The sequence below is a fragment of the Betaproteobacteria bacterium genome, assembly GCA_016720855.1.
Lineage (GTDB): Bacteria > Pseudomonadota > Gammaproteobacteria > Burkholderiales > Usitatibacteraceae > FEB-7.
In genome coordinates this window covers 505689-512586 of record JADKJU010000005.1, presented here as the reverse complement: position 1 = coordinate 512586, position 6898 = coordinate 505689, and the positions used below count along the sequence as shown (strand labels likewise).

Annotated in this window: 4 protein-coding genes and 2 pseudogenes; 4 read left to right on the top strand and 2 right to left on the bottom strand. The window is 68.3% G+C overall.

The genetic code is table 11. The features are described 5' to 3' along the window. Positions 1-298 (top strand): cation-efflux pump (locus IPP91_20300; GenBank protein MBL0144373.1); only part of this gene is annotated, 298 nt, incomplete at its 5' end. A gap of 9 nt (positions 299-307) precedes the next feature. On the opposite strand, the pseudogene IPP91_20295 reads toward IPP91_20300, so the two are convergent. Continuing rightward, positions 308-1248, bottom strand: a pseudogene (locus IPP91_20295) (IS481 family transposase). A 158-nt stretch (positions 1249-1406) separates the two neighbouring features. Here IPP91_20295 and IPP91_20290 point away from each other — a divergent pair. Both IPP91_20290 and eno read left to right on the top strand, forming a co-directional pair. Next, positions 1407-2369 (top strand): phosphotransferase, encoded by a 963-nt coding sequence (locus IPP91_20290; protein ID MBL0144372.1) that lies wholly within the window; start codon positions 1407-1409, stop codon positions 2367-2369. Continuing rightward, positions 2366-3643 (top strand): annotated as a pseudogene (eno, locus tag IPP91_20285) (phosphopyruvate hydratase). Before IPP91_20290 ends, eno begins: the two are co-directional and overlap by 4 nt. A 54-nt stretch (positions 3644-3697) precedes the next feature. Here the strand turns inward: eno and IPP91_20280 are convergent. Next, the gene (locus tag IPP91_20280; protein MBL0144371.1) at positions 3698-5212 is read right to left on the bottom strand and encodes a M81 family metallopeptidase; all 1515 of its coding nucleotides are present in this window, start codon (positions 5210-5212) and stop codon (positions 3698-3700) included. Between the two features lie 122 nt (positions 5213-5334). Between IPP91_20280 and IPP91_20275 the strand changes: the two genes are divergently transcribed. Then, positions 5335-6894 (top strand): ABC transporter substrate-binding protein, encoded by a 1560-nt coding sequence (locus IPP91_20275; GenBank protein ID MBL0144370.1) that lies wholly within the window; start codon positions 5335-5337, stop codon positions 6892-6894. Positions 6895-6898: the final 4 nt, after the last annotated feature.

The following is a 6898-nucleotide window of genomic DNA, read 5'->3' as shown; positions in this document are numbered from 1 at the left end:
GGATCGCGCCATTCCCGCCGACGAGCGCGACCGTATCGTGGCCGTGCTCGAACAGGTGAAGGCGATCGGCGGGGACTACCACCGCCTGCGCACGCGCGCGGCGGGCAAGAAAAGCTTCGTCGACGTGCACATCCTCGTTCCCGGCTCCATGACCGTGCACGACGGCCACGACCTCGCTCACCGCCTCGAGCAGGAAATCGAGACGGCCATGCCGCACGTCGAGGTGCTCACGCACCTCGAATCCCTCGAGGACCCGCGCAGTTGGGACCATCCCGCCGAGCCCGCGCCGCCGCCCTAGCTGTGGTTTCTACGACCGTTGTTCACGAACTTGCGGCCGTCGGCTGATGGGTGGGAGGTAATTGAGGCTAGCATGTGGTCGCTCCTGATTGTAGAAGGCAAGCCATCGGGCGAGGTGCTGCGTGCGGATAGCGCTGGTGAGGTATGCGCGTCCGTAGGCCCATTCCCTGAGCATGGTCTGGATGAAGCGCTCTGCCTTGCCGTTGGTTTGCGGGGTGTAGGGCTTGGTACGCAGATGTCGCAGCGCCAACGTGTGGCAGGCATCACGGAATCGATGGGATCGGTAGCCTGTGCCGTTATCGGTGAGCAAGCTCTTTGATCGTGATTCCCTGCTTGGCATACCCAGCCGTGGGCGCGATGCAGGAAGGCTGCGCATGTGTCCCCCTTTTCGTCGGGCAGGACTTCGGCGTATGCAATCCGGGAATGGTCATCGATGGCAACGTGGACGAACTCCCACCCCGCGCCGTAGCTCTTGCTGGTGCGGTTGCCGGTGACGCGATGACCCGGACTGCGGAATCTGGCGAGTTTCTTGATGTCCAGGTGAAGCAGATCGCCAGGCCGGCGTCGTTCATAGCGACAGGGCGGCCGTACAGGCTCGAGGGGCGTGCTGTGGCCCAGACCTCGGCGTGCCAGTACCGCGCTGACGGTCGAGCGCGCAAGCCCCAGTTGCTCTCCGATGGCTCGTGCGGGCTGACGGAAGTGCCGGAAGTACTCAACAAGTTCGGCCCAGTCGTCCGGCAGCGCGTGTGGCTGCCGATGCGCTCTCGACGAGCGGTCGCGAAGACTGGCCAACCCATCGTCTCGGAAGCGCCTGAGCCACTTGTACGCCGTACGCGGGCTGATACCGGCGGCGTGCGCCGCCTCGCAAACACTCCAGCCCGCCTCCAGAATGCGGCGGACAAGCAACTCTCGACTGGCAGGTGTGGTGCGGGCATTCTCATGGATGTTCATCCGGGCTTCTCCCTTGATGTTGGTCGGCTCGCACCAACCAGCTTCTCGGGTTTAGCTCGGATGAACAACCTTCATAGAAATCACACCTAGCGCGCAGGCAACCGACCGTGCCTCTCGACGCCGACGAAATCTGCAGTCTGGCTGCCTCCCTCGCCCGGATGGGGCTCCTCGCCGCGGGAGAGGTGCCGGAGTTCACTCCCCTCGCGGGCGGCGTCTCCTCGCTCATCGTGCGCGTCGACTCCACGCGCGGCACCCTTTGCATCAAGCGCGCGCTGGCGAGGCTCAAGGTCGCTGCAATTTGGACCGCGCCGCTGGAGCGCAATGGCGCCGAGGTCGCCTGGATGCGGGTCGCCGCAGGCGTGGTGCCCGGGATCGTGCCGCAAATCCTGGGGGAGGATAGCGAAGCCTGGACTTTCGCCATGGCCTACCTCGAACCCGCCGACTATCCCGTCTGGAAATCGCAGCTGCTCGCGGGCCGTGCCGAGCGGGAAACGGCTGTTGCGGTGGCCGGCGCGCTGGTCCGCGTCCACCACGCGACCGCGCGCGACGAACGGTGCGCTGCCGCTTTCGCGAACGACGCGAACTTCCTCGCCCTTCGGCTGGATCCCTATTTCGGCGCGGCGGCCGACGCGAACGCCGACTGCGCGCGAATCCTGCGCGAGCTCATCGAGTCGACGGCAGGCACCCGGCTCGCGCTGGTCCACGGGGACGTGAGTCCGAAGAACATCCTGGTGGGGCAACGCGGACCGGTGCTGCTGGATGCCGAGTGCGCGTGGTACGGCGATCCGGCGTTCGACGTCGCGTTCTGCCTCAACCACCTGCTGCTCAAGTGCGCCGTCCGGCCCCAGGCGGCGCCAGCCTACCTGGCGTGCTTCGACGCGTTTTGCGCGACCTACCTCGACGGCGTCCATTGGGAGCCCGCTGTGCATCTGGAGTCGCGCGCCTGTCGCCTCCTCGCGGCGATGCTGCTCGCCCGAGTGGACGGCAAGTCGCCCGTGGAATATCTCACCGAGGAGGCTGCGCGCTCGCGCGTGCGCAACTTCGCGCGGTCGCTTCTTCTTGGCGGCTCGACGAGCCTTGCCGAGATTCGTCACCGATGGAGCCGGGAGCACGCCCCATGAACACGACCATAGCCCGCGTGGAAGGCCGCCGCATCTGGGATTCCCGCGGCAGGCCCACCGTCGAAGTCGAGGTGTTCCTGGCGGGAGGCGCGCGGGGACGCGGCATCGCGCCGGCGGGAGCCTCCCGCGGAAGCCATGAGGCGATCGACCTGAGGACGGCGGTGCGCTCTGGGCGGGTTCGACGTCGCGGCAGGGCGGTGGCGAACGTGAACGGCCCGATCGCCTCCGCGCTCGTGGGTCGCGAGGGCGCGAACCAGGCGGAGGTGGACGAAACGCTGATTGCGCTTGACGGCACCGCGCAGAAATCGCGACTGGGCGGCAACGCCGTCATCGCCACGTCGATGGCTGTCCTGCCGCGGCCGCGGCCGCTCGCGGGCTGCCGCTGTGGCGGCATGTCGCTGGCGAAGCGCCGGTCACGCTGCCCCTGCCGGAGGTCCAGATCTTCGGCGGCGGTGCCCATGCCGGCCGGCGCGTCGACATCCAGGACTTCCTGGTGATGCCGGTGGGGGCGCGCAGCTTCGACGAGGCGATGGTCATGGTGGCCGAGGTGTACCGCGCGGCGGGGGAACTCATGCAAGCGGCGGGGCGGCGCTGCGGCGTGGCCGACGAGGGCGGGTGGTGGCCGGACTTCCGGGCCAACGACGAGGCGCTCGACATGCTCGCCCGGGCGATCGGGAAGGCGGGCTTCGGCCATGACGACGTGGTGATGTCGCTCGACATCGCGGCCTCCGAGTTCGGCTCGAACGGGCGTTACCGCCTGGGTCTGGAGGATCGGGAATTCGATGGCGGCGAATGGCTCGAAATGCTGCTCGGCTGGACGAGGAGCTACCCGATCGCCTCGGTCGAGGATCCCGTCGCGGAGGATGACCCTGAGGGCATGCGAGCCTTCACCGCCGCCGTCGGGGATTCGATCCAGGTGATCGGCGACGATTTCCTCGTCACCAGCGCGGAGCGCATCGCGCAGGCCGCGGCGCAGGGGGCAGTGCAACGCGGCATTGCTCAAGCCCAACCAGGCCGGAACGATCACCGAGACGGTGGCCGCCCTCGCGGCCGCCCGGAAGGCAGGGTGGGCAACCGTCGTTTCGGCGCGGTCCGGCGAGACGGAGGACGTTACCATCGCACACCTCGCGGTGGGCTGGGGCGCAGGCCAGCTGAAGGTCGGGTCGTTCGCCCGTTCCGAGCGCATGGCGAAGTGGAACGAGTGCCTGCGCATCGAGGCCGAGCTCGGCAGCGAGGCGCGATTCGCGGGACGCGCCGCCCTGCGGGCCCGGTGACCTCGCGGGCCGGCAGGCGGGTGCCCGGCGCGTGACCCGCCTGCGCCCTTGCCCTCAAGGGGACCAGGCGAAGTCGGTGTCCAGGGGAAAGACCGGGCGCGGCACGTCACGATAGGGCACGCGCGACAGCACCGGCGTGGTGAGGCCGGGGACGTCCACTTCCACGATGCGTTCGTCGGAAAACAGCAGGTCGAAGGCGGCGCGGAAGTGGCCGCGCGACTTGACGATCACCGAGCGGGCGGCCGCGATGTCCAGGCCGAACACCTCGAACATCGCCGTGTCCTTGCACTGCTGGCGCACGCTCACGACCACGACGCGGATGCCGCCCATGCGCAACAGGGCCATTTTCCCCAGCACGATCGTGTGTCCCGCAGCGATGCCGCGCCGGCCCACCACGTTGCCGTCGTGCAACCCTTCGACCACCGCGTCGGCTTCGAACGTCCCCGACAGCGGGTGGGTCTCGCCGCGATTGAACCGGGCACGCAAAGCCGCGCCCTTGCCGAGCGCGTGCGCCTCGGCCGCCAGCGCCGGGTCGAAGAAGATGCCCAGGAGCGCGCCCTGGACGCCGGCCTGGTGAAACGCCTGCAGGATCCAGACCGTGTTGCCGCGCCCGCCGCCGCCCGGGTTGTCGGCCACGTCGGCGAAAATGAGGGAAGGCTTCGCCGCGTCGCGCCCGCAATCGAGCGCCATCTGCGTGGCATCGGCGAGATTCGTGAGGTGCGGCACATAGCGATTGCGTTCGGCCCAGCACTTGCGCGCGATGTCCTTCGCGAGGGCCTCGGCGAGCGTGGCGTCCCCGCGCGTGGTGACGGTGACGCTCATGCCGTTCTTCGGCGTGTCTCCCAGGGAGAAGCCGCTCACGACCGAGACGTTCATCACCCGGGCGTCGATCTTCGACTGGCCGTACGCGATGATGTCGGCATACGGGCCGCTCTTGGTGTTCTGGGTGACCGAAGGCGGAATCATCGGCAGTTTCACGAAGGCGGCAGCCGGCTTCGCGCCGGCGAGGATTTCGCGCATGAGGCGGGCGCATTCCGCGCCGCGCTCGGCCATGTCCACGTGCGGGTTGGTGCGGTAGGCCACCAGCACGCTGGCGTTGGCCACCATCCGGCGCGAGACGTTGGCATGCAGGTCGAGGGTCGCAAGGACCGGGATGCCGGGGCCGACGAGCTGCCGCACGCGCTCGAGGATCACGCCGTCGGGGTCCACCTGGCCGGTGGCGATGGCCGCCCCGTGCAGCGAGAGGAACACGCCGTCGACGGGCAACGCGGCATCGAGCCGGGAGACGATGCCGTCGGCCACCTCGAGGAAGAAGGCGTGGTCGATGGGGCCGCTCGCCCCGACGGTCGCCCCCATCAGGGGAACGGGCGTCCAGTCGCCCGAGGCGTCCATGGCGTCGACGAAGCCCGACAGGGTCAACGGTCCGATCGGGTGGGGACTGCGCAGGTCGGTCAGCATGTCGCCGCCCAGGCACAGGTAGTTGGCGGCGAACTCCTCGCGCGTGGCGACGGGCGAATGGGAGTTGGACTCGAGCATGAACGCGCCGATGGCAATGCGGGGGGATGGCATAGGAAGTGGAGACAGGATTGACAATGGCCTCAGGTTACACTGTCCCGGCAGGCATCGACGCCACCGCAAGCCGTCGCCAAAACCGTCCCCATTTCGCCGCTTTTTCGCCCCGAGGTACTGCCATGCTCCGCCGCCTTCTCTTCCTCGCCGCCTGCTGCCTCCTCCTTCCCGCCGCCTTCGCCCAGAATCTCGTCCTGGGCACCAAGCTCGAGCTCAACACGCTCGACCCGCACTTCTTCGCCGCCTTCCCCACCGGCTCGTCGCACGAGTACCTCTACGACAAGCTGGTGGTCCTCGACAGCAAGCTGAAGGTGACGCCTTCCCTGGCGCAGTCGTGGAAGCTCATCGACGACCTCACCTGGGAATTCCGGCTCCGGAAGGGTGTCACGTTCCACGACGGGTCGCCCTTCACGGCGGACGACGTCCTGTTCACGATCGACCGGGTGCCCAACGTCCCCAATTCACCGAACTCGTTCTCCCAGTTCACGCGCGGCATCGAGACGGTGACGAAAGTGGACGACCACACGGTCGTGATCCGCACCAAGGCGCCCAGCCCGCAGCTGCCCAACGATCTTTCCAACGTCTTCATCGTCTCGGCGAAGGCGGCGAAAGGGGCCACCACCGCCGACTTCAACTCGGGCAAGGCGGCCATCGGGACCGGCCCGTACCGGCTGGTCGAATGGGTGAACGGGGAACGGCTCGTGGTCGAGCGCAACGATCGCTACTGGGGCGCCAGGCCGCACTGGGCAAGGGTCACCGAGACCGTTATCGCCAAGGACCCGACGCGGCTCGCGGCGCTGCTGTCCGGCCAGGTGGACGCGATCGACGCGGTGCCGATCCCGGATCTCGACCGCCTGCGCAAGGAAGGCAAGTTCGCCCTCTATCGCGGAGCCGCGGCGCTGGTGCACTACGTGGCGCTCGACTCGGCCCGCGAGGTCTCCCCCTTCGTGACCGCGAAGGACGGCAAGCCGCTCGGCGCGAACCCCCTCAAGGACCCGCGCGTGAGGAAGGCCCTGTCGCTCGCCATCAACCGGGACCTGATCGTGAAGCGGATCATGGAAGGCAGCGCGATTCCGGCGAGCCAGCTGCTCGATGCGGAATTCCCCGGCGCCAGCAAGACGGTCAAGCCCGACCCGTACGACCTGCCCAGGGCGCAGGCGCTTCTGAAGGAGGCGGGATGGGCAGGGGGCTTCCGCATCGTCCTGCACGCCACCACCGAGCGCTATCCCAACGACAGCTCGGTGGCGCAGGCCATCGCGCAGATGTGGTCGCGCGCCGGGCTCAAGGCCGAAGTGGAGACGCTCCCCGGCGCCGTGTTCTTCACGAGGGCTTCCAAGCAGGAGTTCAGCGCGTTCGCCGCCCAGTACGGAGCCGAGGAAGCCGCCAACAGCCTGCGCGCGCTGGTGGCGAGCTTCAATCCGGCCAAGGGGTTCGGCACGGCAAACCGGACGCGCTATTCGAACCCGATCGTCGACTCGCTGCTCACGGAGTCCAACGCGACCATGGACGACGAGGTACGCCGCGAGACGCTCGCGCGAGCCATCAACCTCGCGATGGCGGACCAGCCGCTGATCCCGGTCTTCTACCCGATCTTCGACTTCGCGGCCCGCAAGGATCTCGTCGTCACCCCGCGGGCGCAGCGCCGGTTCAACGCGATGATGGTGGCGCCCAAGGCGAAGTAATAGA